This is a genomic window from Streptomyces sp. NPDC007205, from assembly GCF_040634095.1.
Lineage (GTDB): Bacteria > Actinomycetota > Actinomycetes > Streptomycetales > Streptomycetaceae > Streptomyces.
The window spans coordinates 35,030-61,520 of record NZ_JBEYEW010000036.1; the positions used below are offsets into that span (position 1 = coordinate 35,030).

Sequence of the window (26,491 nt, forward strand, 5' to 3'; positions counted from 1 at the left end):
CAAAAATGGACAAATGAGGCTAGGGCAGCGGCGTCAGCGGCTTCAGTCCGTCCGCCGCCGCGCCGCGGTTGAGCAGGGTGCCCTCGGTGCGCTCGAAGGCCAGCCGCAGCCGCGCCTTCTGGGCGTCCGTCAGGCCGTGGTCGGCGCGGAGCGCGGCCGGCACGTCCAGCAGGCGGTAGTCCCGCATGTCGTCGCCGGAGTAGTCGGCGGTGCCGCCGTCCCGGACGTTCTCGGCGTCCGGCGGGATCGTCAGCAGCGTCGGCTCGAAGCGCGGCTGGACGTCCCAGTGGCCCTTGCCCCGCTCGGTGAACGTGAACCAGGCGATCACGCCCTCCTCGGTCAGCCCCGTCGGCACCTCGTGCCGGGCGATCTGGTTTCCGAGGCCGTAGCTGATCCAGGTGCCGTCGACCTTCTCCATCGGCTCCACCACGTGCGCGTGGTGCCCGATGACCAGGTTGATGCCGGTGTTCCGGGCGATCTGCCGGGCGAAGGAGATCTGCCCGGCGGACGGTTCCGGATGGTGCTCGCGGCCCCAGTGCAGGGACAGGATCACCACTTCGGCACCGGCCTTGCGGGCCCGCCGCTCGGCGGCCCTGATCCGGCCCAGATCCTGCTCGTTGGCCAGCCACGGCTTGCCCTTCGGCAGCGTGTGCGGCTCGTTGAAGCCGTAGGCGAAGGAGATCTGCGCGACCTTGACGCCCTTGACGTCCATGATCAGCGGGGTGTTCGCCTCCTTCTCGGTGCGGGCGGAGCCGGTGTGCTTCAGACCGGCGGCGTCCAGCGCGTCCAGGGTGCGCTTCACGCCCTCGTAGCCGTGGTCGAGGGTGTGGTTGGAGGCGGTGGAGCAGGTGTCGTAGCCGATGTCCTTGATCGTCTTCGCCTGCTGCGGCGGCACCTGGAAGTCCGGGAAGCCCTCGAAGGGGCCCTTCGCCGGGCCCATCACCGGCTCGAAGTGACAGATCGCCAGGTCCGCCTTGCTGATCAGCGGCTTGATGCCCGCCATCATCGGCCCGAAGTCCAGGCCGTCCACTCCCTTGCCGGTGCGCTTGGCGTCCTTGCGTGCCTGGTCGACCAGCTCGGGGTGCATCAGGATGTCTCCGGCGGCGGCGACGGTGAAGGAGCGCCCGCCACCCTGGCCGCCGGCGTCGTCCGAGAGGAGACCGCAGCCGGTGGTGGCCGCGAGGAGGGAGAGCGGGGTCAGCAGGGACAGCAGGGTCCGGCTACGGCGTCTGTTCACCAAGATATCTTGATACAACCATGAGAGCCCATCGCTCACGCGCCATAACGATCGCAACAATTCTGCTCGTCATCGCCGGTCTCGCCGCCGGTCTCACCGCCCTGCTCCGCGCCAAGGGCGACGGCGCCGGCCATGCCGGCCGGCCCGCCCCGACGGGCGTCGCGCAGGTCGACCTGGCGCGCGAGGTGGCGGACTACACAAGCCGCTTCGGCCCCGACCGGGGGTATCTGCATCCCGGCCGGGCCGACCGCGAGGACATCGCCGCGGCGGTCGGCCTGTTGCTGGACGGCCACCGCGACCAAGCGGAAAAGCGCCTTTCGCAAAGGGACTTCACGGTGCGCACGGTCTTCGACCGGCCCTCCGGGCACCGCTACACGGAGGTGGCCGACCGCACCGACTCCGCCGTGACGCCGCGCGGCTGGGGCCGGGTCTACCTCGATCTGGACCACCGCCCGAGCTGGTCGGTGCAGGTCCCGCACCCCGGCTTCGATCTGGGTACCGAGCAGTTGGGCGTCCGGGTGCTGCGCGGCTCGCCCGGCGGGATCCTGGTGATCGCAGGTGCACATCGCAAATCCGGAGTCGGTAATTCCGCGGACGTGGCGCACCGCGAGGACACCGTCTTCCACGCCATCTGCGCCGAGCTGGCCCGCCGCGGGATGCCCGGGATCCAGCTGCACGGCTTCGCCGCCTCCGCCGCGCCCGGCTACGACGTGATCGCCTCCACCGGCGCCGGGTCGGCGGGCCGGCGGGAGGGCCGCGACCTGGCCGACGCCCTGCGCGGTCACGGCTTCCAGGTGTGCCGGGCCTGGGCGCGCTCCTGTCCGCTGGAGGGCCGCACGAACGTGCAGGGCCAGGTGGCCGACGACGACCACGTGCCCTTCCTGCACGTCGAGTTCTCCCCCGGGGTACGCGCGGGCGGGCGTCCCGCCGAGCGGGCGGCTGCCGCGGTCGGCGAGATCACACGCCGGTGGGCCGGTACACCCGTGACACACTGATCCTGCCACGGACGCGACAGAGCAAGGCTGTTGGTGACATGACGGACACCTCGGGCGCGACGAGCGGGACGGACGGGGCCGGAGAGCCCCTGCCCCTGCTCATCGTCGACGGCGCGAACGTCGTCGGATCGGTGCCCGACGGCTGGTGGCGCGACCGCCGCGGGGCCGCCGAGCGCCTGCGTGACCGTCTCGTGCCCTTCGCGCGGTCTGGCGTGGCCGGCCTGCCCGGCCCGCTGGAGCTGGTCCTGGTGGTCGAGGGGGCGGCCCGGGGCGTGGCCCCGGTGCCCGGGGTGCGCATCGAGGAGGCGTCCGGCAGCGGGGACGACCGCATCGTGGACCTCGCGGCGGCGGCCGGCGACCGCCCGTGCCTGGTCGTCACGGCCGACCGCGAGCTGCGCCGCCGCGTCCGCGACCACGGCGCCGAGGTCACCGGCCCCCGCACCCTCCTGAACTGAACCTGCGCCCACTCCCACCGCACGCCCCTGGCTGAAGCCCGCCTCACCGGCCCGCCCGGCCGAAGCCCGACCCCGCCCCGCTCCCCGCACGGCCCCAGCCACGCCCCGCGACTCACCCGCACGGCCCTGAGCGGAGCCGCCACCCCGCCCGGCCCCGAGCCGGCCCCGCCGGCTCCCCCACGCTCCCGAGCTGCCCGCCCCACCCCCCGCACAGTCCCCGCCGAGCCTGCAACTGGCCCGTACGGCCCTGAGCCGACCCCGCCGGCTCCCCCACGCTCCCGAGCTGCCCGCCCCACCCCCCGCACAGTCCCCGCCGAGCCCGCGACTGGCCCGTACGGCCCCGAGCGGAGCCACCACCCCGCCCAGCCCCGAGCCGACCCCACCGGCTCCCCCACACTCCCGAGCTGGCCGCCCCACCCCCCGCACAGTCCCCGCCGAGCCCGCGACTGGCCCGTACGGCCCTGTTCAGCGGCGCCGGGTGGGTGAGGCCGCCGCCGCGGTGGTGGTGAACGGCTGGGCGAGGACCGCGAGCGTTCGCAGCGGAGTCTGGGAGCCGCAGACCGTGAACGCCGCCTCGTACCGCCGGGGGACGAGCGGCGGCTTGCGGTTCGCGGCGGTGTCGTACAGCTGGCCGCCCTGGGCCGGCAGCCGCGCCGGTACGGTGAGGTGGCCCTCGTCCGGGTTCCACAGCGGCCGGACGAAGGACGGCAGCCGGGTGACGCGGGCCGGCGCCGCGAGGAGGGGCGGCACGCCGTCCGGCGTCACGGAGTGTTGCCCGCGGTCTGCTGGGCGGCCTTCTCCCGCAGGGCCAGCCGGCTGTGCGTGCGGCCGTAGAGGAAGTAGACGACGAAGCCGATCAGCATCCAGACGGCGAACCGGATCCAGGTCTCGGCGGGCAGGTTGAGCATCAGCCACAGCGTGGCGCACACGGACAGGACGGGGACGAACGGGACCCAGGGAGTGCGGAAGGCGCGCGGCAGGTCGGGGCGGGTCCTGCGCAGGATGAGCACGCTGATCGCGACGACGACGAACGCGAAGAGCGTGCCGATGTTCACCAGTTCGGCCAGCTCGCTCAGGCTGGTGAACCCGGCCACGATCGCGATGACCACGCCGAGCAGGATGGTCGGCCGGTGCGGGGTCTTGAAGCGCGGGTGGACGCGCGAGAAGAAGCGCGGCAGCAGTCCGTCCCGGCTCATCGCGAAGAACACCCGGGTCTGGCCCAGCAGCAGGATCATGCACACCGTGGTCAGGCCGACGGCGGCGCCGAAGCTGATGACCCCGGCGTACCAGGGGTGCCCGACGGCCTTGAAGGCGTCGGCGAGCGGAGCCTCCACGGACAGCCTGGAGTACTTCTCCATGCCGGTGACGACGACGGACACGGCCACGTACAGCACGGTGCAGATGAGCAGGGAGCCGAGGATGCCGCGCGGCATGTCCCGCTGCGGGTTGCGGGTCTCCTCGGCGGCCGTGGCCACGATGTCGAAGCCGATGAACGCGAAGAACACCACCGAGGCGGCCGTGAAGATCCCCATCACGCCGAAGTTGGCGGGCGCCCAGCCGAACATCAGCTGGATGAGCGGCGCTTTGAGGTTGCCGCCCGCCGGCACCGGCTGGGGGTGCGGGATGAACGGCGTGTAGTTGCCGCCCTTGACGAAGAAGGCACCGGCGACGATCACGATGAGGACCACGACCACCTTGATGGCGACGACGAGCGAGGTGATCCGGGCCGACAGCTTCATGCCGAGGACGAGGATGCCGGTGAGCACCAGCACCAGGACGGCGGCGAGGATGTCGAAGCCGAAGCCGGAGGCGTTGTCCCGGCCGGCCAGGTAGCCGGGCAGATGCCAGCCGGCGTTGTCCAGCAGCGAGCGGATGTAGCCGGACCAGCCGACCGCCACCACCGCCGTGCCGAGCGCGAACTCCAGGACCAGGTCCCAGCCGATGATCCAGGCGGGCAGCTCGCCCAGGGAGGCGTAGCTGAACGTGTACGCCGAGCCCGCCACGGGGACCGTGGACGCGAACTCGGCGTAGCAGAGGGCGGCCAGCCCGCAGACCACGCCGGCCACCACGAAGGCCAGGGACACCGCCGGACCGGCGTTGTTCTTGGCGACCTGTCCGGTGAGGACGAAGATGCCCGTGCCGATGATGACACCGACGCCGAAGACGGTCAGATCGAGCGCGGAGAGGGACTTCTTGAGCGAATGCTCGGGTTCCTCGGTGTCCCGGATGGACTGCTCGACGTTCTTCGTCCTGAACAGCGCGCTGCTCACGTAGTGCCTCCCACGCTTGGGGACTCGCCCTGGCCCGACATGATCGAGAGGGTCGGGGTGCGTATGCCCCGGCACAGGCAGGTTCACGCAGACGGGCCGGTTCCGCCACCGCAAGGAGTGGCGTCACCGGCCCGTGGGGGCGCGTCGCGCGTCAGTCGCGCGCGGGCTCCACCGAGTCCACCTCGTCGGCCGTACGGTCGAACCGGCCGTCCAGCCTGGCGACCAGTCCGGTGACCTGGCGGGCGATGTCCAGGGCGGTCAGGCCGATCTCGGCGAGCACCTCGCCGCGGGAGGCGTGGTCGAGGAAGCGCGGCGGGATGCCGAAGTCGCGCAGCGGCACGTCCACGCCCGCGTCGCGCAGGGCCTGGGCGACCGCGGAGCCGACACCGCCGGCGCGGCTGTTGTCCTCGACGGTGACGACGACCCGGTGCCGCTCGGCCAGCGGGGCCATGGCCTCGTCGACGGGCTTGACCCAGCGCGGGTCGACGACGGTGGTGGAGATGCCCTGCTTGTCGAGCAGGGCGGCGATCTCCAGGCACATCGGCGCGAGCGCGCCCACGGAGACCAGCAGCACGTCGGGCCGGTCGGTGCCGGGCTCGCGCAGGACGTCCATCCCGCCGACGCGGCCCACGGCGGGTACGGCGGGGCCTACGGCGCCCTTGGAGAAGCGGACCACGGTCGGCGCGTCCGTCACCTCGACGGCCTCCCGCAGCTGCGCCCGCACCTGCTCGGCGTCACGCGGCGCGGCGAGCCTGAGACCCGGGACGACCTGCAGGATCGACATGTCCCACATGCCGTTGTGCGAGGCACCGTCGGTGCCGGTGATGCCGGCCCGGTCGAGCACGAAGGTGACCCCGCACCTGTGCAGGGCCACGTCCATGAGGACCTGGTCGAAGGCGCGGTTGAGGAAGGTGGCGTACACGGCGAAGACGGGGTGCACCCCGCCGTGCGCGAGCCCGGCGGCCGACACGGCGGCATGCTGCTCGGCGATTCCTACGTCGTACACGCGCTCGGGGAACTGCTTGGCGAACTTGTCCAGGCCGACGGGCTGGAGCATGGCCGCGGTGATGGCGACGATGTCCTCGCGCTCCTGCCCCAGCCTGACCATCTCGTCACCGAAGACGGAGGTCCAGTCGGCGCCGGAGCTGGCGATCGGCAGGCCGGTGTCCGGGTGGATCTTGCCGACGGCGTGGAAGCGGTCGGCCTCGTCCTGCAGGGCCGGCTGGTAGCCGCGCCCCTTCTCGGTGAGGCAGTGCACGATGACCGGCCCGCCGAAGCGCTTGGCCCGCGCCAGCGCGGACTCCAGCGCCTCGATGTCGTGCCCGTCGATCGGGCCGACGTACTTGAGGCCCAGGTCCTCGAACATGCCCTGCGGGGCGATGAAGTCCTTCAGGCCCTTCTTGGCGCCGTGCAGCGTCTCGTACAGCGGCCTGCCGACGACCGGGGTCCTCTCCAGCACCTCCTTGGTGCGGGCGAGGAAGCGCTCGTACCCGTCGGTCGTGCGCAGCGTGGCCAGGTGGTTGGCGAGGCCGCCGATGGTCGGGGCGTAGGAGCGCTCGTTGTCGTTGACGACGATGACCAGCGGTCGGTCCTTGGCGTCGGCGATGTTGTTGAGGGCCTCCCAGGCCATACCGCCCGTGAGGGCACCGTCACCGATCACGGCGACGACATGGCTGTCCCGCTTCTTCAGCTGGTTGGCCTTGGCGATGCCGTCGGCCCAGCCGAGCACCGTGGAGGCGTGGCTGTTCTCGATGACGTCGTGCTCGGACTCGGCCTGCGAGGGATAGCCGGACAGGCCGCCCTTCATCTTCAGCTTCGAGAAGTCCTGCCGGCCGGTGAGCAGCTTGTGCACATAGGACTGGTGGCCGGTGTCCCACAGGACCTTGTCCTTCGGGGACTCGAAGACCCGGTGCAGGGCGATGGTCAGCTCCACCACACCGAGGTTCGGGCCCAGGTGCCCGCCGGTCTTGGAGACCTCCTGGACGAGGAAGGTCCGGATCTCCTCTGCCAGCTGGTCCAGCTCCTCCAGGCTGAGCCGGTCCAGATCGCGCGGTCCCCTGATGCGGGTCAGCAGCGGCACCCGTGCCTCCTTGCAGTAGAGCTGATCGAGCTTTCGCCGGGCTCGCCCGAGTCTAATCTTCAGGCTTTCCGCGACACGACAGCGCCCGGCACCTTTCGGGCACCGGGCACTGGTCCGACGAGTGAGCGTTATGCACGCCCCGCCGTCTTCTGCGTCTTACGGGTGATCGAGTCGATCACCACCGTGGTCAACAGCACAGCCGCGGTGATCATGTACTTCACCGGCTCGGCGATGGACTCCAGCTGCAGACCGTACTGAATCGACACGATCACCAGCACACCCAGCAGCGCGTTCCACGTACGGCCCCGCCCGCCGAACAGCGACGTACCACCGATGACGGCAGCGGCGATCGCGTTCATGAGCAGGTCACCCGTACCGGCGCTCTGGTTCGCCGACGCGATCTTCGAGGCGAGGAACAGACCACCGATCGCCGCGAAGCCACCGGAGATGGCGAACACGGAGATCCGCACCGCCGTGACATTGATGCCCGCACGCCGCGAAGCCTCGACGCTGCCGCCGAGCGCGAAGATCTTGCGGCCGTAGGAGGTACGCCGCAGCACGAAGTCCGTGCCGACCAGGAAGGCCACGAAGATCACCGTGGCCAGCGGCAGACCCTTGTACTGGTTGTACATGTACGCGGCGGCGAAGGAGACCACGGCCAGCAGTACGGTCCGCAGGATCGTGTCGCTGAGCGGCCGGAACGGGATGCCCGCGGCCTCGCGGCGCCGGTTGCCGAGGAAGGAGGTGAGGAAGAACACGGCGACCACGACGACGGCGAGCCCGTAGGCGGCGGCCACGTCGGCGAAGAAGTACGTGGTCAGCTTGCCGACCAGGCCGTTGGAGTCGAGGTTGATCGTGCCGTCCGAGCCCAGCACCTTCAGCATGAAGCCCAGCCAGAACAGCAGGCCGGCCAGCGTGACGGCGAAGGCGGGGGCGCCGAGCACCGCGAAGAAGAAGCCGTGCAGCGCGCCGATCGCGATGCCGGCGACGACGGCGAGGAGCACGGCCGCCCACTCGGGCCAGCCCTGGTTGACGGCGAGGACGGCCGCGAGGGCGCTGGCCGCGCCGCTGACGGAGCCGACGGACAGGTCGATCTCGCCGAGCAGCAGCACGAACACGATGCCGACCGAGATCATGCCGGTGCCGACCATCGTGACGGTGATGTCACTGAGGTTCTGCGCGGACAGGAACTCGGAGTTCAGCAGCTGGAAGATGACGCAGATGATGGCGAGGCCGACGATGACCGGGAGGGAGCCCAGTTCACCGGCCTTCATCTTGCGCTTGAACTCGTGCCAGTAGCCGAGCAGGCCCTCTTCCTGCACCAGCAGGCGCGGGTCGACCGCGGTGACCGAGGCGGACGCGGCCTCGGGGTTCTCGACGACGTGCTCGTCCTGCGAAGGCGTCTTGTCGAGGTTCGCGGAGGTCTTGTCGATGCTCACTTGGAAACCTCCCCGTTCGCGCCGGAGGTGCGGGCCGCACGGCGGGTCACGGCGTTGTCGGTGGCGCCGGTGATGGCGGAGATGATGTCCTCCTGCGAGGTCGTCTTGACCTCGAAGACGCCGTTGTTGCGGCCGAGGCGCAGCACGGCGACCTTGTCCGCCACCGCCTTCACGTCCGCCATGTTGTGGCTGATGAGGATGACGGCGTGGCCGCGCTCGCGCAGACGCTCGACGAGGTCGAGCACCTGGGCGGTCTGCTCGACACCGAGGGCGGCGGTGGGCTCGTCGAGGATCACCAGCTTGGGCTCGCCGAGCATGGAACGGGCGATGGCCACGGTCTGGCGCTGACCGCCGGAGAGCGAGGCGATCGGGATACGGACGCTGGGGATGCGGATCGACAGCGTGGTGAGCAGCTCGCGGGCGCGGCGCTCCATCTCGACCTCGTCCAGGACGCCCCACTTCCGCAGCTCACGGCCGAGGAAGAGGTTGCCGACGACGTCGATGTTGTCGCACAGCGCGAGGTCCTGGTAGACCGTCGCGATGCCCAGCGCCTGGGCGTCGTGGGGCCTGTTGATGGTGACGGGCCTGCCGTCCCACTCGATGACACCCTCGTCGATGGGGTGCACGCCGGCGATCGTCTTGACCAGCGTGGACTTTCCGGCGCCGTTGTCGCCCACCAGGGCGACCACCTCACCGGCGTGGATCTCGAGCTCTACGTCGGTGAGCGCCTGAACGGCACCGAATCGCTTGGAGACCCCGCGCAACGCCAGCACGGGCGTAGCGGACACGTGAACCATCTCCTTCGCCGCCTGACCCGGCGGGAGGTTGTGCAGAAAGATTGGGGGGTGTTCCGTCCGGCGCCCCGCGCCGAGCTTGCGGGGCTGTGTGAGTGCGCGGGACGCCGGAGGAGCCGGGGGCGGTCGGTCGGCTTCCCTACGGGCATTCAAGGACGAACGCCCGGGTACGGGAAGGGACTTGACGCCGCTTACTTGAGGCCGATCTTGTCGCAGGCCGCCTTGTAGTCGGTGGTGCAGATGTCGCTGACGGTGTAGATGCCGTCCTTGATCACGGTGTCCTTGATGTTGTCCTTGGTCAGCGAGGTGACCGGGACGAGCACCGAGGGGACGTCCTTCTGGGAGGTGCTGGAGACCTTGTCCTTGGCGATGGAGTCCAGCGGCTTGCCCTGGGCGAGCGCGACGGCCATCTCCGCGGCGATGTTCGCCTCCTGCGGGTACGACTTGTAGACGCTCATGTACTGGGTGCCGGCGACGATGCGCTGCACGCCGGCCAGCTCGGCGTCCTGGCCGGTGACCGGGACCTTGATGCCCGCGGCGTCGAGGGCGGTGATGATACCGCCGGCCATGCCGTCATTGGCGGAGTAGACACCCGCGATCTTGTCCTTGCCGACCGCGGAGATCGCCGCCTCCATCTCGGAGTTGGCGTTGTCCGGCGACCACTCCTTGGTGTCGTACTCCTTGGCGATGGTCACCTTGCCGTTGAGGACCTTGTGGGCGCCCGCCTTGAACTGGGCGGCGTTCGGGTCGGTGACCGAGCCGTTGACCATGACGATCTTGGAGGACTTGGTGGCCTTGCTGCCCAGCGCCTTCAGCAGGGCCTGGCCCTGGGTCTCGCCGACCTTCTCGTTGTCGAAGGAGGTGTAGGCGCTGATCGGGCCCTCGGCGAGGCGGTCGTAGGCGACGACCTTGATGCCCTGGTCCACGGCCTTCTGCACGGAGTTCTGGATGGCCTTGGCGTCCACCGCGTCCACGATCAGGACGTCCACCTTGTTGGTGATCATGGTGTCGACCTGCTGGGCCTGCAGGTTCGCGTCCTGGTGGGCGTTGTTGTACGAGAAGGTGGCCTTGCCGTTCGTCAGCTCCTTGATCTTCTTCTCGATCAGCGGCTTGTCGAACTTCTCGTAACGCGCGGTCTTGTTCTCCGGAAGCAGGAGACCGACCTTGATGTCGTCACCCTTCTTCGGCGACGAGGAGGAAGAGCTGCCGCCCTTCGCCTCCTTGGCACTGCCACAGGCGGCCAGCGAGACCGCCATGGCCCCGGCGGCAACGGCAACGGCGGCACGACGCATACGTGCGTTCAATTCAGAAACCTCCCTGACGAGGCCGCGTCGTTGCGGCCGAGGTGGCTGGAAGTCAACTCGGCCACACGTGCGACGTCAAGAAGTAAATCCTTAACGAGATGGCAACGGTGCCATCCGTTCTCTAAGTGAAGACGGGGGCCGCAGTGGGCAGCCCACCGGCGACAGACCCGTCCAAGAGCGTCGAATCGCCCATCTCGCTGAGGGCGAGGGCGAGCGCTCCGAGCACCTCGGCGCGACCGCCAAGTGCCCCCGGAAGAACGGACAGTTGGCGCGCCGCGCTGGGGATGGCGTAGCGGCCGACGGACTCCCTGATCGGCCCGAGCACCAGCTCACCGGCCTCGGCGAGATCACCGCCGAGGACCACCCGGCTCGGGTTCAGAAGGTTGCAGAGATTGGCCACTCCACTGCCGATGTGGCGGCCGACGTCGGCGATCACCCGACGACAGCCCGGGTCACCGTCCCTGGCCAGCCGTACGACGCCTTCCATGGTCAGGTCGGGGCCGTGGCCGGGCTGGAGCAGCGGCAGCACATAGCGTGCGGCCGCGAAGGTCTCCAGGCAGCCGCGGTTCCCGCAACGGCAGACCGGGCCGGATTCATCGAGTGTAATATGTCCGATTTCTCCGGCCGTGCCGCCCGGGCCGCGGTAGATCTTCCCGTCGATCACCAGACCGGCGCCGACACCGCTGGCGACCTTGATGTACGCCAGGTCCCGGACGCCTTTGCCGGCGCCCCAGACCAGCTCGCCGAGGGCGCCGAGGTTGGCGTCGTTGTCCACGTGCACGGGCACGCCGAGCCGCTCGCGCAGCTCCTCGGCGGGCTTGGTGCCGCCCCAGCCCGGCAGGATCGCGGTGGACCCCAGCGTGCCCGACTCCACATCGATCGGACCCGGCACGCCGAGCCCCACGCCGGCCACCTTGGACCGGTTCACGCCCGTGGCCGCGATCAGGCGGCTGACCAGCTCTTCCGCCCGGTCGAAGCCCTGCGCGGCGGAGGCGTCGACATCCAGCGGCTCGGCCTCCTCGGCCAGCACCTGATGGGCGAGGTTGCCGATCGCCACGCGCAGGTGGGTGTGCCCGAAGTCGACACCGATCACGATCCCGGCGTCCCCGCTGAGACTGACGCTGCGCGCCCTGCGCCCGCCCGCCGAGGTGGGCGTGACCTCGACGGTTCCGCCGTCCTTCAGCTCCCGCACGATGTTGGAGACGGTCGCGGCGGACAGACCGGTCGTCCGCGCGATCTCCGCCTGCGTGAGGGACCCGGCCAGGCGCACGGCCCGTACGACCCGCTCCAGGTTGGCTCGGTGCAGCGACGACTGCGACCCTGGAGTCTCCACGACGACCTCCTGAGCGCGGGGCCGCTTCGGCGAGGCCCCGCGTATGTCCAACTAGTGAACTCTAAGCTGAGCCGTTCGGGGTTGCTTACGTCAAGAGGTTGAACCGTTTCCGGGTACCCGTCACAGACACGGGCACGCCGCCCCGGGCACCGGGACGGCGTGCGTACGGACGGACGCGGGGCGTCACCCGCCGGGGGTCGCGGCGCTACTTCAGCGCCCCCGCGGTCAGGCCCTGGACGACCTGGCGCTGGAAGACGATGTACGCCCCCAGCACCGGCAGCATGGCCATCACCAGGCCGGCGAAGAGGCCGGACCAGTCACCCTTGTAGCCCTGGCTGACGGCCAGCTGGACCAGGCCCTGGGTGAGGACGCGTTTGTCGGGGTCGGTGTTGAGGACCGTGGGCAGCATGTACTGGTTCCACTGGCCCAGGAAGTTGAAGATCCCGACGCTGATCAGGCCCGGCTTGGCCATGGGCAGCATGATCTGGAAGAACGTACGCGTGTGCGAAGCGCCGTCCACGAAAGCCGCCTCCGCCACCGAGGTGGGCAGGGTGCGGAAGAAGGCCGTGAGGAAGAAGACGGTGAACGGCAGCGAGTACGCGATGTAGACGAGGATCAGGCCGTGGATCGTGTTCAGCAGGCCCATGTTGTTCACGACGTAGAACAGCGGGACCAGCGCGAGCATGATCGGGAAGCTCATGCCGCCGATGAACAGGTAGTAGATGAACCGGTTGCCCGGGAAGTCGAAGCGGGCGAGGACATAGGCCGCCATGGAGCCGAGCGCCAGGGTGCCGATGAGCGAGCCCCCGACCACCAGGACGGTGTTGAGGAAGTAGTCGCTCATGTTGGCCTGGGTCCAGGCCCGCGACCAGTTGTCGAAGTGCAGCTTGTCCGGCAGCGACCAGGGCGAGCCGAAGATCGAGCTGTCGTCCTTGAAGGATGTCATCACCGCCCACAGCAGCGGCATGACCACCATCACCGCCCAGATGACCAGCACGCCGTGGGAGAAGACGTTGAGGACACCGCCCTCCTTCTTCCGCCGGGCGGGCCGCGCGGCCGGTGCGTCGGTCTTGGAGACGGTGGCCCCGGACTCGGCCGGCAGCGGGGCGGGGGTCTCGGTCGTCTTCATCGCTTCTAGAACTCCAGCCGCTCGCGACGGCCCAGCCGCATCACGATCGCCGCGAAGGCGAGCGTGACCACGAGCAGGGCGACGCCGATGGTGGTGGCGTAGGCGGCCTGACCGTCCCGGAACGCCTTCTGGTACACGTACAGGACCATCACCGTGGTCGAGTAGTCGGGCCCGCCCGGTCCGGTCGTCATGATCTGTACGACCGCGAACGACTCGGCGCCGAGCGCGAGGATGCCCATGTAGACCCAGCCGGACTGCACGGTGTCCCACAGCAGCGGCAGGGTGATCCGGAAGAAGGTGGCGAAGCGGCTCGCACCGTCCAGCAGGGCCGCCTCGTACAGCTCGGCCGGGATGGAGGCCATGCCCGCCGAGAACAGGACCACGAAGAAACCGACCGTGGACCACACCAGCACGGCCATCACGCACCACAGCGCGAGGTCCGGGTCGCCCAGCCACAGCGGCTGGACGTGGTCGAGGCCGATCCCGCGCAGGAGTGAGTTGATCGCGCCGCTGTCCGGGTTGTACGCGAACTGGAACAGCAGTGCGACGATCGCGATGGAGAGCACCTGCGGGAAGAAGTACACGATCTTGTAGAAGGACGAGCCCCGGACACCCGAGATCACGGGGCCGCCCCTTCTCCGGCGTCCGCCCACATTGATCATGAAGGCGAAGAACAGCGCCAGACTGATCGTCACCAGCGGGAGCACCAGGGCGAACAGCAGACTGTGCTGCAACGACTTCCAGAAGATGTCGTCGTCGAGCATCCTCTTGTAGTTGTCGAAGCCGACCATCTTGAATTCGGGGCTCAGACCGGTCCAGTCCGTGAACGAGTAGTAGATGGACTGGATGAACGGCCACACCACGAAGAGCGCGTACAGTCCCAGGGGCAGAACCAGAAACCCCACGATGAACCGGTACTTGCCGTGCTGCATCGCCACTCCGGTGCGTTGAAAGGGTGCTGGTTACTGGTGCTTGTAGTGCTTGATGGAGGTGTCCTTGGCCGCCTCGTCGGCGAATGACTGGATCTTCTTGATGGCCTCGGCCGGGGTGAGCCGGCCGGCCATCATCTCGCCGAGCCCGGCGACACCGATCTTCTCCTTCTGCAGCTGCACGTACCAGTCCTGCAGCCGCGGATTCACCACGTTGGATCCGGCCAGCTTCAGCGCCGCCACGCCCGACTTCAGGCCGGGGGTGAGAGTGACGCCGGTGGTGCCGCCGTTGTACGCGGTCAGCGACTTCACCTTGGCCGTGAAGTTCTTCGAGGACGCCTCGGACAGCATGATGCGCAGCTGCTCCATGCCGCCCTCGGCGTTCGCGGCCTTGGCCGGCACGATGAAGGGCTCACCGCCGGAGGCCCAGATGGTGCCGAACGGCATCTTGTCGGAGCCGTCGAGGCCGGAGGGCGCCGAGACGGCGAGGTCGAAGCCGGCCGGGATGACATTGGCCGACTCGTTCTCCACCCAGGAGCCGTTCGGGATGAACAGCGCCTTGCCCTTGGCCCAGGCGGTCTGCGACTGGATGTGGTCCAGGCCCGGGGTGCCCTGGAGGATGTACCCCTTCTTGTACAGCTCGTAGTACGCCTCGAAGCAGGCCTTGACGGCCGGGTGCTTCCAGGCGTTCGGCTCCAGGTTGTCGATGGCGTCGAGCACCTCGCGCCCGCCGACCTTGCCGATCATCGGGTAGAGCGAGAAGGGGATGTAGTACGGGTACTTGCCCGCGTACGTCCAGCCCGCCATGCCCTTCTTCTTGGCCTTCTCACAGACCTTGAGCATCTCGTCCCAGGTCTGCGGGTACTTCTCGTCGAGCGAGTCCAGGGCCTTCTGCGAGTACCAGACGCCGTACACCGTGTAGGCGTAGTAGAGGATCCAGACCGGCTTGCCGTCGAACTGGCCCATCTCCACGATGCCGGGGCGCAGCGTGTCGCGGACCTTCTTGTTCGGGTCGTCGTACGACGGCGCGTCCAGCAGCGGGGTGAGGTCGGCCAGCTGGTCCTTGCCGACCAGCACACCCATGTCCATCTGCTCGGCGCCGGAGTTGTCGATGAGATCCGGCGGGTTGCCCTGGTTGAAGCGGGGCTGCAGGGTGGACTGGATCTTCTGGGTGGCGGAGAACTTCACCGTGGCCTTGGGGAAGTCCTTCTCGTAGATCTTCACCGCGTCCTGGGCGTACTCCTTGCCGAAGCCGCCGTCGAAGAGGACGAATTCCATCTTGACGGTCTCGTTGACCCCGAGCGGGTTCTTGGCGGTCTTCTTGCCCGCCTTGTCCTTCTTCTGGCCGCCCCCGCCGCTGCTCGCACAGGCCGACAGCAGGCCCATGCCGGGGCCCGCGGCCAGGCCGAGCGCGGCGGACCGCTTGATCAGATCCCGCCGGCCGACACCTTCGGCACCGTGGTTCGAGGTGGATCCCATGCTCAAGTCCTCGCCTTCTCCAGGACTCAGGCGGTGAACCGGATCCTCCCCGGCACCGCGGTCGGGTAGTGCTGGGTCGTGCAGGGTCGTGCAGGGTCGTGCAGGAAACGCCGACAGGTATAGTCCACTTTCGGTCGGCTGAGCAAGATCGAATGCAGGGTTCGCCATGGGTCTTTTCCGAGTTGAGACCTCCCGGACATATGAGCGACCTGTGCCCGGCCTGGCGGAAAAGGTCGCGACATAAGTCCCTGAATGCCACACCCAACGCCCTTGACATCACGGGCCACTTGACGCCCTACTGGTTCCTGCGTCCCGAAGTTGACAACGTTGTCCGCAGGGGGCGCAGGAGGGGAATCCGTAGATGCAGCGGAGAACTCGGCACAGATGGGGTCCGGCGGTCGTCCTCACGGCCGCCTTTGTCATGGCCGTCGGCGCACAGGGCGCGGCGGTCGCCCTGCCTGCACGGGGGGCCCCGGCAGACCAGGAGTTCGCATCCTCGTTCGAGACGGGCGATCCGGCACCGGACTGGCTGAACACCGTGGACACCGGGCCGGACGGGACCCGGCGCGCCTCCGGCGTCGACGGCGGCTACAGCACCGGCATTCCGGGCAATGTCACCGACCATGTCACCGATGTCCGGGCGAGCGGCGAGAACGCGGGCGCCGGCGAGGTGAAGGAGAACCTGGTGGACGGCGAGCCCGGCACCAAGTGGCTGACCTTCGAGCCCACCGGCTGGGTCGAGTTCGACCTGGACAAGCCCATCAAACTGGTGACATACGCGCTGACCTCGGCCAACGACTACGCCGAGCGCGACCCGAAGGACTGGACGCTGCTCGGCTCCACCGACGGCAAGGACTGGAAGACCCTCGACACCCGCTCGGGCGAGAGTTTCTCCGAGCGCTTCCGGACCAAGTCCTACGACCTGGCCGAACCCGCCGTGTACCAGCACTTCCGGCTGGAGGTCACGCAGAACAACGGCGCCTCGGACATCCTGCAGCTTGCCGACGTCCAGTTCTCCACCGGCGGCGGGGGCGACCCGGTGCCGCAGGACATGCTGACCCTGGTCGACAAGGGTCCGACCGGCTCGCCGACGGCCAAGGCGCGGGCCGGTTTCACCGGAAAGAGGGCGCTGCGCTACGCCGGGCGGCACACCGCGGAAGGCCGGGCGTACTCGTACAACAAGGTCTTCGACGTGAACGTGAAGGTCGCCGGCGACACCCGGCTGTCGTACCGCATCTTCCCGTCGATGGCCGACGGCGACCGGGACTACGACTCCACGAACGTCTCCCTCGACCTGGCCTTCACGGACGGCACCTATCTGAGTGACCTGGGCGCACTGGACCAGCACGGCTTCCCGCTGTCCCCGCGCGGGCAGGGCACGTCGAAGTCGCTGTACGTCAACCAGTGGAACAACGTGGTCTCCCGGATCGGCCAGGTCGCGGCCGGCAAGACGGTCGACCGGATCCTGGTCGGGTACGACTCCCCCGCCGGGCCGGCGAAGTTCCGCGGCTGGATCGACGACATAGCGCTCAAGCCCGCACCGCCCGAGAAGCCGAAGGCACATCTGTCGGACTACGCGCTGACCACGCGCGGCACCAACTCCAGCGGCAGCTTCTCGCGCGGCAACAACTTCCCCGCCACGGCCCTGCCGCACGGCTTCAACTTCTGGACGCCGGTGACCAACGCGTCCTCGCTGAGCTGGCTGTACGAGTACGCACGTGCGAACAACGACGACAACCTGCCGACGATCCAGGCGTTCAGCGCGAGCCATGAGCCGAGCCCGTGGATGGGAGACCGGCAGACCTTCCAGGTGATGCCGTCGGCCGCCGCCGGCACCCCGGACACCGGCCGGACGGCACGCGAGCTGCCGTTCCGGCACGAGAACGAGACCGCGCGGCCGTACTACTACGGAGTGCGTTTCGAAAACGGTCTCCGAGCCGAGATGACCCCGACCGACCATGCGGCGGTGCTGCGCTTCACCTACCCCGGCGACGACACGAGCGTGCTGTTCGACAACGTCACCGAGCAGGCGGGGCTGACCCTCGACAAGGAGCACGGGACCGTCACCGGCTACTCGGACGTGAAGTCGGGCCTGTCGACCGGCGCCACCCGGCTGTTCGTGTACGGCACGTTCGACAAGCCGGTGACGGACGGCGGGTCGAGCGGGGTGAAGGGCTATCTGCGCTTCGACGCGGGCGCCGACCACACCGTGACCCTGCGCCTGGCGACCTCGCTGATCAGCGTCGACCAGGCCAAGGACAACCTGCGCCAGGAGATCCCGGACGGCACCACCTTCGACACGGTCAGGGCGCGGGCGCAGCGCACCTGGGACAGGCTGCTCGGCAAGGTCGAGGTGGAGGGCGCGACGGAGGACCAGCTGACCACGCTGTACTCCAGCATGTACCGGCTGTACCTGTACCCGAACTCCGGCTTCGAGAAGGTCGGGGACACCTACCAGTACGCCTCTCCCTTCTCGCCGATGCAGAGCCAGGACACCCCGACCCACACCGGCGCGAAGATCGTCGACGGGAAGGTGTACGTCAACAACGGTTTCTGGGACACCTACCGCACCACGTGGCCGGCGTACTCCCTGCTGACCCCCTCCCAGGCGGGCGAGATGGCCGACGGCTTCGTGCAGCAGTACAAGGACGGCGGCTGGACCTCGCGCTGGTCTTCCCCCGGCTACGCCGACCTGATGACCGGCACCTCCTCGGACGTGGCGTTCGCCGACGCGTATGTGAAGGGCGTGAAGTTCGACGCGAAGGCCGCCTACGACGCGGCCCTGAAGAACGCGACCGTGGTCCCGCCGATGTCGGGCGTGGGCCGCAAGGGCATGAGCACCTCACCGTTCCTCGGTTACACCGGCACCGCCACCACCGAGGGCCTGTCCTGGGCGATGGAGGGCTATGTCAACGACTACGGCATCGCCAGAATGGGCGAGGCCCTGTACCGGAAGACCGGCGAGAAGCACTACAAGGAGGAGTCCGCGTACTTCCTCAACCGCGCCCGGGACTATGTGAACCTGTTCGACGCCAAGGCGGGCTTCTTCCAGGGCCGCGACGAGAAGGGGAACTGGCGGCTGGACTCCTCGACGTACGACCCGCGCGTGTGGGGCTACGACTACACGGAGACCAACGGCTGGGGCTATGCCTTCACCGCCCCGCAGGACAGCCGGGGCCTGGCCAACCTGTACGGCGGCCGGCAGGGCCTCGCGGAGAAGCTGGACGAGTACTTCTCCACCCCGGAGACGGCCTCCCCGAACTTCGTCGGCTCCTACGGCGGGGTCATCCACGAGATGACCGAGGCACGGGACGTGCGGATGGGCATGCTCGGACAGTCCAACCAGGTCGCACACCATGTGCCGTACATGTACGACGCGGCCGGCGAGCCCTGGAAGACACAGGCGGCGGTCCGCGAGATCCTCTCCCGGCTGTATGCCGGCAGCGAGATCGGGCAGGGCTACCACGGTGACGAGGACAACGGAGAGCAGTCGGGCTGGTATCTGTTCTCGGCGCTCGGCTTCTACCCGCTGGTGATGGGCAGTGGCGAGTACTCCATCGGCTCCCCCCTGTTCACGAAGGTCACCGTGCACCTGGAGAACGGCCGTGACCTGGTCGTCAAGGCACCGCGAAACAACGCGAAGAACGTCTACATCCAGGGTGTGACGTTCAACGGCCGCCCCTGGACGTCCACCTCGCTCCCCCACTCGCTGCTGTCCCAGGGCGGGGTGCTGGAGTTCTCCATGGGCGCCCGGCCGTCGACGTGGGGCACGGGCAAGAACGCCGCCCCGGTCTCCGTCACCCAGGACGACCAGGTGCCGGTGCCCCGGGCGGACGTCCTCAAGGGGGACGGACCGCTCTTCGACAACACGTCGGCGACGGACGCGACGGTCACCTCGGTGGACCTGCCGGTCGACGAAGCCGTGCGGCCCGTCCAGTACACACTGACCTCGTCGGCCGACCACACCAGGGCGCCGACCGGCTGGACCCTCCAGGGCTCCACGGACGGCACCACCTGGCAGACCCTGGACCACCGCTCCGGCGAGAGCTTCGCCTGGGACCGCCAGACCCGGGCGTTCACCATCGCCACGCCGGGCACGTACGCGAAGTACCGGCTCGTCCTGGACGGCGAGTCGACGCTGGCGGAGGTGGAGCTGCTGGCCTGACGGCGCGCGGTTCAGTGCGTGGCCAGGGTGAACACGTGCAGGTCGTCGTCGTGCGGGAGCCGGACGCTCGGCACGGCCTTTCCGCCGGGGGCGGTGAACGGCCTGGTGGCGAAGACGTAGGCGAAAACCGGGTCCTGGCCGGCGCCCGCGACATTGCGGTACGCGGTCTTGGCGACGACCCGGTTGCCGTACTGGACCGTGCCGCCTCCACCGCCGACGGTCCAGTCGGTGAAGGACAGGTCGACGGTGTCGGTGCTGCCGTCGGTGTAGGTGACGGTCGCCCTGTCCTGCCGGTTGCCGTTGACCGCGCTGCCGATGAAGGACAACTGCGCCGCCGGGGCGGGGAGTTCGATGGTCTGGCCGGCTCCCGTGGCGTTGTCCGGGCGGCCGTCGGGCGAGGTGGGCCAGCTGAAGGTGAGGCCCTCGACGGCGCCCTGCCCGCCCGGGGTCAGGCCGGCCGCCGCGAGGGCCTGACGGGAGTAGCTCCAGCCGCCGCCGTCGTAGTCGGCCTCGTCGTGGTCGCCCGCGTCGTCGGAGACGCCGGTGCTGTTGTAGGCGGCGAGCAGGGAGCCGGGGGCGGCCACGGTGAGCAAGACCGGCTGCTCGTACGAGGTGTCGCCCGAGCTCACCGTGACCTTGACGTCGGCGAAGCCCTGTGCGGCACCCTTGGCCACGGTGAGGGTGATCTCCTGGACACCGCCGGAGACCGTGCCCTCGGCGGGGGCTGCCGTGACGCCGGCCGGGGTGTCCACCCGGAAGCGCACCTCCGGACCGGTGCCGCCGGTCAGCGACAGCGCGCGAACGGTGGTCCGGGTGCTGTCACCGGGTGCGAGCGTGGCGGCGGTGGGGCCGACGCCGATCTGGTAGGGCTGCTCGCCCTCGCGGAAGGACGGCGGCGGACTGTCGGCGCCCCACGCGCGGTCGGGGGTGGCGGACAGGGTGTAGTCGAGCCGGCCGCCGTCGCGGACGAAGGACGCCGGCAGCCAGGGGCGGTCGCTGGCCCGTCCGTCGACCTTCAGGGAATGGATGTACGGTGCGTCGGCCGCCGCACCGGTCGCACGGAGGGAGATGTCGTTGCCCTGCGGCCGGCTGATCTCCACCCGCTCGAACAGCGGGGAGGCGAGGACGAGTTCGGCGCGGGAGGGCACCTGCGGGTACATGCCGAGGGCCGAGAAGACGTACCAGGACGACATCGCGCCGAGGTCGTCGTTGCCGGGGATGCCGCCGGGCCCGGCCGACCACAGCTGCCGCATCGCGGCCCGTACGGTCTCCTGCGTCCGGTACGGGGCGCCCGCGTAGTCGTACAGGTAGGGGACGTTGACCGACGGCTCGTTGTCCAGCTCGGACTTGGTACCGCCGTGACCGGTGAAGGCCCAGCCGCCACTGTCGTCGTGGAAGAAGTCGTCGAGCCGGGCGAGCGCCTTGCCCCTGCCGCCCAGCGCGGCGAACAGGCCCGCCGGATCGTGCGGGACCATCCAGGTGTACTGGGCTGCCGTGCCCTCCACGAAGCCGTTGCCGGTGTCCGGGGTGAAGCCGGTGACCCAGCTGCCGTCGGCCTTGCGGTCGGCGACGTAACCGCCGCTCGGGTCGGCGGCGATGTCGAAGTTGTTCTGCCACCACTGGGCGCGACGGGCGAAGGCGGCGGCCGTGTCCTTCTCTCCCGCCGCTGCGGCGAGTTGGGAGACCGAGAAGTCGGCCGTGGACATCTCCAGGGTCTCGGCGGCGCCGCCCCAGGCGTTGGAGACACTCGGCATGTAGTGCAGCTTCAGGTACTTGTCCAGCGAGGGCCGCTGGCCGGCGGACAGCACCGGCTTGCCCGCCGGGGACAGGTCCTGTTCGGTCGGCACGGTGGCCGCCTCGACCAGCGAGTCCAGCGCACCGCGCAGATCGAAGTCCGTGCCGCCGAAGGCACGGATGCCGGCCAGCGCGGTCGGCGAGGGGTCGCCGTTCATGACATGGGTGCCGCTCGCGCCGTGCAGCCAGCGGTCCCAGGTACCGCCGTTCTGCCGGGCCAGCTCGTACAGCGACTGGGCGATGTCGGAGCCGGTGCGCGGGTCGAGCAGGGTGAGCAGCTGCACCTGGTCGCGGTAGACGTCCCAGCCGGAGAAGGTGCCGTACTGGGCATGCCGTCGGCTGTCGACCGTATACGGTGGCCCGTCTGCAGCATCCCGTCTCGCGTCGACGATATGCGGTCGACCGTCGGCAGGATCTCGCCTCGCGTCAACGGTATGCGGTCGACCGTCGGCGACATCCTGCTCACCGCCGACTGTATGCACTCGTCCGTCAGCCCCCCGGTACCTGCCGTCGGCGTCGCTGATGACGTTCGGGTGCAGCAGCGCGTGGTACAGCGCGGTGTAGAAGACGGTGCGGTCGGCGTCCGTGCCGCCGCCGACGCGGACAGCGTCGAGCCGTTCGCGCCAGGCCCGGCGGGCCGCGTCCCGGACCGCGTCGAAGGGGCGGCCCGGCGGGTTCTCGGCGGCGAGGTTGGCCTCGGCGGCCGCCTTGCTGACGTAGGAGATGCCGACCTTGACGTGCACCGGTCCGGTGCCGGGCGCGAACTCGACGTACCCGCCGGCACCCTTGCCGGCAACGGGCCGCCCGCCGTGCGAGAAGCCGCCGGTGCCGCCTGAGGCCGTCAGCGCGCCGGGGTTCAGCCTGTCGTCCTGCCAGGTGCCGGCGCTTGTGACGGGGCGGTCGAAGCGGGCGGTGAAGTACAGGGTGTAGTAGGCGCGCTGGCCTTCGGGGTCGAGGTATCCGCAGAAGTTACCGGAGGTGACGGATCCGGACACGGTACGGCTCTCCGGGTCGATCGTGACGGACGAGTCCTGCGATCCCACCTCGGAACTGGCGGTGCGCACCAGCAGTGAGGCGGGCTTGCCGGACGGAAAGGTGAAGCGGGCGGAGCCGGTGCGGGCGGTGGCGGTGAGGTCGGCGGTGACGCCGGAGGCCAGGCCCACTGTGTAGTGACCGGGCTCGGCGGTCTCGTCGGCGTGGGTGAAGCCGGAGGCGTAGCGGGCGTCCTTGGTGTCGCTCGCCGGGGACGAGGTGACTTCGCCGGCGTACGGGAAGAAGGGGATGTCGCCGCTGCCGCCCGCGCAGCCGGTGCCGGACATGTGGGTGAGGCTGAAGCCCCGGATGCGGGTGGCGTCGTACTGGTAGCCACCGGGTGCGGCGGTCCTGGTGGCGTCGCCCGTGGTGTTCTCGGGGCTCCAGGAGAGCATGCCGAAGGGTACGACGGCGCCGGGGAAGACGTCGCCGCCGTTCTTGGTGCCGATCAGAGGATCGACGTACCGGGTGGGGTCCTTGACGAGATCGGGGAGTGCGGCGGGCGTCGCGAGGGCGGGAGCGGCGAGGGCGGCGCTGGTGGTGAGCAGCGCGGCCAGCAGCGCGGCCAGCAGCGGGGACAGCAGCGGGGACAGGGGTCTGAAACGCACGCGGCCCTTCCTCCTTCATGGACGGGTCGCGCACCACAGGTCGCACAAGCCGCAGGGACAGTAACGTGCGCCACGGCTACCACGGAAGACCGCGTGCGCGCCGGATGGCGTGCGCCGGGGTCACCCGATCGGGCTATCTCAAGTGAGTTGACATCGTTGTCGGTTGAGGCGGTAGAGTCATGTAAGACCATCCGACAACGTTGTCGCGCACCCGACGGACCCCACAAGCCAGCACTCCCCGGGCGGGATGCCCAACCCCCCTCACCCGCCCGGCTCGCGGACCCGGTGCGCACGGCCACCGGGTCCGCCCGAGCACTACTGCCCGGCAGCCTTGTGCGATACCTGCGGGACTGCTGTGACGAAACACCGGCCATGTGACCTGCGAGGCGGGGAAATGTGGCGTCCATCTCGTGGACCGGCGTAGTCAACGGGTGCGTCCGGTGCTAGAAATGGCCCATGTCGGACCGTTTCGCCCGATTCGGGCGTATGTCATGGCGTTCCATGGTCCGCAGCGGACCGCGCAGCGTCGCCGGACAGGTCTTCCTTCTCCAGGTCGCGCTGGTGGTCCTGCTCGTGGTCTGCGGCGTCGTCGCTCTCGTCCTGCAGTCGGAACGCGACACCAGCACGGAGGCCAAGCGCCGTTCCATAGCCGTGGCGCAGACCTTCGCGCACTCCCCTGGCATCCTCCAGGCCCTCCGCGCCCCGGACCCGTCGAAGGTGCTCCAGCCGCTCACCGAGGCGGGGCGCAAGTCCGCGGGCGTCGACTTCATCGTGGTGATGAACACCAAGGGCATCCGCTACACCCACCCCCTGCCGAGCAAGATCGGTCACCGGTTCGTGGGCCGGATCGGCCCCTCGCTGGCCGGGAAGGTCTACACGGAGAGCGTCCATGGCCCGCTCGGCCATGAGGTCCAGGCCACCGTTCCCGTCGACGACGCCCACGGCAGGGTCGCCGCCCTGGTCTCCGCCGGGCTGAAGGTGAAGAACGTGACCAGCGAGGTGGACCGGCAGCTGCCGATCATCCTGGCCGCCGGGGCCGGCGCGCTCGTCGTCACGACCGGTGGTACGGCGCTGGTGGGCAGGAGGCTGCGGCGGCAGACCCGCAGCCTGGCGCCGGAGGAGATGACCCGCATGTACGAGCACCACGACACGGTGCTGCACTCGGTGCGGGAGGGCGTGCTCATCGTCGATGCCGACCGGCGGATCCTGCTCGCCAACGACGAGGCCCGGCGTCTGCTGGAGCTGCCCGCCGACGTCGAGGGGCGCACCGTGCGGGAGCTGCCGGAACTCGATCCCGCGATGACGGAGCTGCTGGTCTCCGGGCGCGAGGCCGGTGACGAGGTGCACTTCGCCGGGGGCCGGCTGCTGGCCGTCAACCAGCGGGCCACCGACCGCGCGGGATGCCCCGGCGGAAGCGTGGTGACGCTCCGCGACTCCACCGAGCTGCAGGCGGTGTCCGGCAGGGCGGAGGTGGCACGGGAGCGGCTGGAGCTGCTGTACGACGCGGGGCTGGGCCTCGGCACCACCCTCGACGTGGTCCGCACGGCCGACGAGCTGGCGCGGGTCGCCGTGCCCCGCTTCGCCGACTTCGTCACCGTGGACGTCGCCGACGGGGTGCTGCACGGCGAGGAGCCGGGCCCGACGGCGACGGACATGCGGCGCGTGACCGTGGGTGGCATCCGGGACGACCATCCGCTCTACGAGAAGGGCCGGCTGATCGACTTCCTGCCCTCCACGCCGCAGGCGCGCAGCTACGACGCCGGCCGCTCCCAGCTGGTGACCGACCTGTCGGCCGCGCAGGACTGGCAGGCACAGGACCCGGAGCGGGCCCGGCAGATCGTGGAATTCGGCATCCACTCGCTCGTCACCGCCCCCATCCAGGCCCGCGGTGTCGTCCTGGGCATGGTCAACTTCTGGCGGTCCAAACGGGAGCCCTTCGACCAGGAGGAGCTGTCGCTGGCCGAGGAGCTGGTGGCCCGGGCGGCGGTCAGCATCGACAACGCCCGCCGGTACACCCGTGAGCACGCCCTCGCGGTCACCCTCCAGCGCAGTCTGCTGCCGCGCACACTGCCCGAGCAGAGTGCCCTGGACGTGGGCTACCGCTACCTGCCCGCCCAGTCGGGCGTGAGCGGGGACTGGTTCGACGTGATCCCGCTGCCGGGCAGCCGGGTGGCGCTGGCCGTGGGCGACGTGGTCGGGCACGGCCTGCACGCCGCCGCCACGATGGGCCGGCTGCGGACCGCGGTGCACAACTTCTCCACGCTCGACCTGCCGCCGGACGAGCTGCTCAGCCATCTGGACGACCTGGTCGGCCGGATCGACCAGAACGAGGCCTGCCCGGAGACGTCCGGGGAGATCGTGGGCGCCACCTGCCTGTATGCGATCTACGACCCGGTGACGCGCCGCTGTGTGATGGCCCGTGCCGGGCATCTGGCGCCGGCGCTGGTCCACCCCGACGGCAGTGTCGCCTTCCCCGAGGTGCCGGCCGGGCCGCCGCTGGGCCTGGGTGGCATGCCGTTCCAGACGGCCGAGTTGGTCCTTCCCGAGGGCAGTCAGCTGGTGCTGTACACCGACGGGCTCATCGAGGACCGTACGCGGGATCTGGACGTGGGCATGGAACTGCTGCGCCGGGCGCTGGCGGGTCATCCCGACCGGGCGCCTGAGGAGAGCTGCGGGGCGGTGCTGGAGGCGCTGCTGCCCGAGCGGCCGGTGGACGACGTGGCGTTGCTGATCGCGCGCACCCGGGTGCTGCCGGCCGAGAACGTCGCCGACTGGGACGTGCCGCGCGACCCGGCGGCCGTGTCGGGCATGCGTGCCGCGGTCTCGGCGCAGCTCGACGTCTGGGGTCTGTCGGAGCTGGGCTTCGGCATGGAGCTGGTGCTGAGCGAGCTGATCACCAATGCCATCCGCTATGGCTCCGATCCGATCCATGTGCGGCTGATCCGTGATCGCAGGCTGATCTGCGAGGTGGCCGACGCCAGCAGCACCTCACCGCATCTGCGGTATGCGGCGACGACGGACGAGGGCGGCCGGGGTCTGTTCCTGGTCTCGCAGCTGGCCGAGCGCTGGGGTACCCGCTACACGGATCAGGGCAAGGTGATCTGGGCCGAACTGGGTGTGCCGGATCCGGGGGCCGTGCCGGAGCTGGGCGGGTTCCTCGTCGACGGTGTCGACGAGGAGACGTCGGCCGGGTGACTGTCCCGGCCCGGGGCTGTTTCTCGTTCGCGGGAGACGGCGGGGCGGGCATGGTCGTCGGCCGTGGGGAGGCGGGGGATGGAATCGGGGTGGAATCGGTGCGGCCCGGCTCGCTGTGGACGTCGGTGTGCCCGTGGTGCGGGTCAGGGTATGGCGGAGGGGCCGCCCCCCCGAAACCCGGAAGGCCGCCGACAAAAGCAGGGGCAGGACCTAAAAAATCGATAAATCTTAGAAAAAAACAAAAAAAAATACC

The 26,491-nt window shown here is 69.7% G+C and carries 15 protein-coding genes and 1 pseudogene; 4 read left to right on the plus strand and 12 right to left on the minus strand.

From position 1 onward, the window contains the following. Positions 1-19 precede the first annotated feature (19 nt). On the minus strand, positions 20-1,237 hold the full coding sequence (locus ABZ624_RS35280; protein WP_360098413.1) for a CapA family protein: 1,218 nt from the start codon (positions 1,235-1,237) through the stop codon (positions 20-22). Positions 1,238-1,257: 20 nt separating this feature from the next. On the opposite strand from ABZ624_RS35280, the gene ABZ624_RS35285 reads away from it, so the two are divergent. Further along, positions 1,258-2,232, plus strand: a complete 975-nt coding sequence (locus ABZ624_RS35285; protein WP_360098415.1) for a hypothetical protein — start codon at positions 1,258-1,260, stop codon at positions 2,230-2,232. A 38-nt stretch (positions 2,233-2,270) separates the two neighbouring features. Then, positions 2,271-2,687, plus strand: coding sequence for an NTP pyrophosphohydrolase (locus ABZ624_RS35290; RefSeq protein WP_360098417.1), 417 nt, complete (start codon positions 2,271-2,273; stop codon positions 2,685-2,687). Positions 2,688-3,200: 513 nt separating this feature from the next. Here the strand turns inward: ABZ624_RS35290 and ABZ624_RS35295 are convergent. The 10 genes and pseudogenes from ABZ624_RS35295 to ngcE form a co-directional block, all read right to left on the minus strand. After that, positions 3,201-3,452, minus strand: a pseudogene (locus ABZ624_RS35295) (glycosyltransferase); the annotation flags it as partial. Continuing rightward, a complete protein-coding gene (locus ABZ624_RS35300) occupies positions 3,449-4,957 on the minus strand; it encodes an amino acid permease (protein WP_360098419.1) in 1,509 nt (502 codons plus the stop codon). The gene ABZ624_RS35300 and the pseudogene ABZ624_RS35295, both read right to left, overlap by 4 nt. Before the next feature lie 151 nt (positions 4,958-5,108). Then, the gene (dxs, locus tag ABZ624_RS35305) at positions 5,109-7,037 is read right to left on the minus strand and encodes a 1-deoxy-D-xylulose-5-phosphate synthase (RefSeq protein WP_360098421.1); all 1,929 of its coding nucleotides are present in this window, start codon (positions 7,035-7,037) and stop codon (positions 5,109-5,111) included. 128 nt (positions 7,038-7,165) lie between these two features. Continuing rightward, positions 7,166-8,476, minus strand: a complete 1,311-nt coding sequence (locus tag ABZ624_RS35310) for a sugar ABC transporter permease (protein WP_360098423.1) — start codon at positions 8,474-8,476, stop codon at positions 7,166-7,168. Then, entirely contained in the window at positions 8,473-9,273 is an 801-nt protein-coding gene (locus ABZ624_RS35315) for an ATP-binding cassette domain-containing protein (protein ID WP_360098425.1), read from the minus strand. Before ABZ624_RS35315 ends, ABZ624_RS35310 begins: the two co-directional genes overlap by 4 nt. Before the next feature lie 188 nt (positions 9,274-9,461). Beyond that, the gene (locus ABZ624_RS35320) at positions 9,462-10,562 is read right to left on the minus strand and encodes a substrate-binding domain-containing protein (protein ID WP_360098443.1); all 1,101 of its coding nucleotides are present in this window, start codon (positions 10,560-10,562) and stop codon (positions 9,462-9,464) included. A gap of 133 nt (positions 10,563-10,695) precedes the next feature. Then, on the minus strand, positions 10,696-11,907 hold the full coding sequence (locus ABZ624_RS35325) for an ROK family transcriptional regulator (protein ID WP_360098427.1): 1,212 nt from the start codon (positions 11,905-11,907) through the stop codon (positions 10,696-10,698). Between the two features lie 205 nt (positions 11,908-12,112). After that, positions 12,113-13,036 carry a carbohydrate ABC transporter permease gene (locus tag ABZ624_RS35330; RefSeq protein ID WP_360098429.1) on the minus strand — a complete coding sequence of 308 codons (924 nt, stop codon included), beginning with the start codon at positions 13,034-13,036 and terminating at the stop codon, positions 12,113-12,115. 5 nt (positions 13,037-13,041) lie between these two features. Beyond that, entirely contained in the window at positions 13,042-13,968 is a 927-nt protein-coding gene (locus ABZ624_RS35335) for a sugar ABC transporter permease (protein ID WP_360098431.1), read from the minus strand. A 30-nt stretch (positions 13,969-13,998) separates the two neighbouring features. Continuing rightward, positions 13,999-15,444 carry an N-acetylglucosamine/diacetylchitobiose ABC transporter substrate-binding protein gene (gene ngcE / locus ABZ624_RS35340; protein WP_360098433.1) on the minus strand — a complete coding sequence of 482 codons (1,446 nt, stop codon included), beginning with the start codon at positions 15,442-15,444 and terminating at the stop codon, positions 13,999-14,001. A gap of 361 nt (positions 15,445-15,805) precedes the next feature. On the opposite strand from ngcE, the gene ABZ624_RS35345 reads away from it, so the two are divergent. Beyond that, entirely contained in the window at positions 15,806-19,609 is a 3,804-nt protein-coding gene (locus tag ABZ624_RS35345; protein ID WP_360098435.1) for a GH92 family glycosyl hydrolase, read from the plus strand. 11 nt (positions 19,610-19,620) lie between these two features. Here ABZ624_RS35345 and ABZ624_RS35350 read toward each other — a convergent pair whose 3' ends face one another. After that, positions 19,621-23,043, minus strand: coding sequence for a GH92 family glycosyl hydrolase (locus tag ABZ624_RS35350; protein WP_360098437.1), 3,423 nt, complete (start codon positions 23,041-23,043; stop codon positions 19,621-19,623). 501 nt (positions 23,044-23,544) lie between these two features. On the opposite strand from ABZ624_RS35350, the gene ABZ624_RS35355 reads away from it, so the two are divergent. Next, positions 23,545-26,238, plus strand: a complete 2,694-nt coding sequence (locus ABZ624_RS35355) for a SpoIIE family protein phosphatase (protein ID WP_360098439.1) — start codon at positions 23,545-23,547, stop codon at positions 26,236-26,238. The last annotated feature ends 253 nt before the right edge of the window (positions 26,239-26,491 follow it).